This is a genomic window from Pararoseomonas baculiformis (genome assembly GCF_017813395.1).
Taxonomy (GTDB): domain Bacteria; phylum Pseudomonadota; class Alphaproteobacteria; order Acetobacterales; family Acetobacteraceae; genus Roseomonas; species Roseomonas baculiformis.
Genome location: NZ_JAGIZB010000079.1, coordinates 1 through 3,176, shown reverse-complemented (window position 1 = coordinate 3,176; position 3,176 = coordinate 1). Strand labels below are relative to the sequence as shown.

At 71.6% G+C, this 3,176-nt stretch carries 2 protein-coding genes; both read left to right on the top strand.

What is annotated here, in order from left to right:
* The coding region (locus tag J8J14_RS24495; RefSeq protein ID WP_342452534.1) for a type I secretion system permease/ATPase at positions 1-1,769 on the top strand (1,769 nt) is incomplete at its 5' end.
* The gene (locus tag J8J14_RS24490; RefSeq protein WP_209382154.1) at positions 1,766-3,175 is read left to right on the top strand and encodes an HlyD family type I secretion periplasmic adaptor subunit; all 1,410 of its coding nucleotides are present in this window, start codon (positions 1,766-1,768) and stop codon (positions 3,173-3,175) included. The genes J8J14_RS24495 and J8J14_RS24490, both read left to right, overlap by 4 nt.
* Position 3,176: the final 1 nt, after the last annotated feature.

The following is a 3,176-nucleotide window of genomic DNA, read 5'->3' as shown; positions in this document are numbered from 1 at the left end:
AGGAGCATTGGATGGTACCGCCGCGGCTGAATGCGCTTGAGAGTGCTTTGTCGGGGTGCCGGGTTCAGTTTGGTGCCGTTGGTGTGTTCAGCCTTGTGGTGAACCTGCTGCAGCTGACGGTATCGCTGTACATGATGCAGGTGTTTGACCGGGTTCTTGCGACGCGGAGCCTGGACACCTTGTTGTGGCTGACGGTGGTGGCGATTGCCGCGATCGGGTTGCTGGCCTTGCTGGACGGGGTTCGCGCGCAGGTGATGCAGCGGGTTGCGATCTGGCTGGAGGGGCGTGTGGCGCCGGAGGGTTTTGCCCGGGCGCTGGAGGCGACCTTGCGCAACCGGCCTTACCGGATGGAGGTTCTGCGCGATCTCGGCACCTGCCGGGCCTGGCTTTCGGGTCCTGGGGCGCTGGCGCTGTATGACGTGCCCTGGGTGCCGGTCTATCTCTTTGTCATCTACCTGCTGCATCCCATTCTCTTCTACATCGCGGCCGGTGGCGCGGTGGTGCTCTTTGGTCTGGCGCTGGCGAGCGAGCTGGCCACCGCCGCCCCGCTGCGCCGGGCCAATGTGGCGGCCATGGCCACGCAGCGCCGGGCCGATGCCATCGCGCGCAACGCAGAGGCTGCGGATGCCATGGGCATGGTCCCGGCCCTGCTGCGCCTCTGGCGCGCTGGCGTGGCCGAGGCGGCGCCGCTGCAGCAGCAGGCGGCCGATCGTGCCGCCCTGCTCTCGGCCCTGACCAAGTTCGTCCGCCTGGCCGTGCAGATCGCCGTGCTGGGCGTGGGCGCCTGGCTGACGCTGCGCCAGGACATGACCTCGGGGGCGGCGATCGCGGGCTCGATCATCATGGGCCGGGCGCTGGCCCCGGTGGAGCAGCTGATCGGCGGCTGGAAGGGCCTTGTGCAGGTGCGCCAGGCCTATCGCCGCCTGCTCGCCTTCCTGGCCCAGCCGCGCCTGCGCCCCGAGGCCGAGCCCCTGCCCGCGCCCACGGGCCGGCTGAGCGCCGAGCGCCTGACCTGGGCACCCCCCGGCCAGCAGAGCGCCGTCATCAAGGGCGTGACCTTCGCGCTCGAGCCCGGCGAGAGCCTGGCCATCATCGGCCCCTCTGGCTCGGGCAAGACCACCCTGCTGCGCCTGCTGGTGGGAACGCTGGCCCCGCTCAGCGGCCATGCCCGCCTGGACGGCGCCGACCTCTCCACCTGGCCGCGCGAGGATGTCGGGCGCCATATCGGCTACCTGCCCCAGGATGTGGAGCTCTTCGAGGGCACGGTGTTCCGCAACATCGCCCGCCTCGATCCCGAGGCCCTGCCCGAGGCCGTGCACCGCGCCGCCCGCCTTGCCGGCTGCCACGAGGCCATCCTGCGCCTGCCCCAGGGCTATGAGACCGAGCTGGCCGAGGGCGCGCTCTCGGGCGGGCAGCGTCAGATGGTCGGCCTGGCCCGCGCCCTCTACGGCGACCCGCGGCTGGTCATCCTCGACGAGCCCGACAGCAGCCTCGACGGCGATGCCGAGGCGCGCTTCCTCGAGGGCCTCGCCGGCCTCAAGGCGATCGGCGCGACCGTGGTCCTTGTCAGCCACCGCCCCTCCCTCGTGCGCGGCGTGGACAAGGTGCTCGTCATGCGCGACGGCGCCGCCGAGCTCTTCGGGCCGCGCGCCGAGGTCCTTGCCCGCCTCTCCGCCCGCCCCGTCACGCCCAACGCCCCGCCCAACCTTCCCCAGCCGCCCGGCAACCCGCCGCAGGCGCCCAAGAACCTCCCCGGGGTTGCCGCATGAGCCTCGCCACCACCGCGCCCGCCGCCCCCCCGGCCGTCCTCCCGGACAGGCTTCCGGACAGGCTTCCGGCCGGCCGCACCAGCCCCCCCGCCCTCTCCCGGCCCGAGCTGGTCCTCGACATGCCCCGCCCGCGCACCCGCGGCGCCGTCGCCCTGGGCCTGGCCGCCCTCCTCGCCTTCAGCGGCGGCTTCACGGCCTTCTCCGTCCTCGTGCCCCTCAGCGAGGCCGCCATCGCCCCCGGCGTCATCAAGGCCGAGGGCAGCCGCCGCACCATCGCCCATCTCGAGGGCGGCATCGTCAGCGAGATCCTGGTCCGCGACGGCGACGAGGTGCGCGCCGGCCAGCCCCTGCTCCGCCTCGACGACGTCCAGGCCGCCTCCGGCCGCGAGGCCGCCCGCGCCCAGCGCTGGGCCCTGCTCGCCCAGGACAGCCGCATCGCCGCCGAGCTCGCCGGCGCCCGCGGCATCGCCTTCCACCCCGACCTCCTCGCCTCGGACGACCCCCGCGCGCGCGAGGCGATGAACGGCCAGAGCGTGCTCTTTGCCTCCCGCCAGGCAAGCCTTCGCAGCCAACTCCAGGTGCTCGAATCCCGCATCCTGCAGTTCCAGGCCCTCGCCAGCTCCGCCGAGGCCCAGATCGCCAGCCAGCGCCGCCAGCTCGAACTCCTCCAGCGCGAGGAAAGCGACGTCCAGGGCCTCGTCCGACAAGGCCTCGAGCGCCAGCCCCGCCTCTACGCCCTCCAGCGCCAGGTCCATGCCGCGACCGGCACCATCTCCGACCTCAACGCCCAGATCGAGCGCGCCCGCGCCCAGGTCACCGAAGCCCAGTTCCAGATCCGACAGGTCATGGACCAGCGCCTCCAGGAGGTCTCCACCGAGGGCCGCGACGTCCGCGCCCGCCTGAACGACACCGAGGAAAAGCTCCGCGCCGCCAACGACGTCTCCGCCCGCCGCGAGATCATCGCCCCCGAGGACGGAACCGTCCTCAACTCACGCTTCTTCAACACAGGCGCCGTCATCCGCCCGGGCGAGCCCGTGATGGAACTCGTCCCCGCACGCGACAAGCTCATCGCCGAGGTCCGCGTCGCACCCACCGATATCGACGTCGTCCACCCAGGCCTCCTCGCCGAGGTCCGCCTCCCCGCCTTCAAGCAGCGCCTCGTCCCCTTCCTCAACGGCGAGGTCACCCTCGTCGCCGGCGACGTCACCACCGAAGAACGCACCATGCACGAGTACTACCGCGTCCGTATCACCATCGACGAAAGCCAACTCGCACGCCTCGACAACGTCCAACTCAGACCAGGAATGCCCGTCGAAGCACAAATCCAGGTCGGCGAACGATCCTTCCTCCGCTACATGATCCAACCTCTCCTCGACAGCTTCCACAGAGCCTTCAGAGAACAGTAGG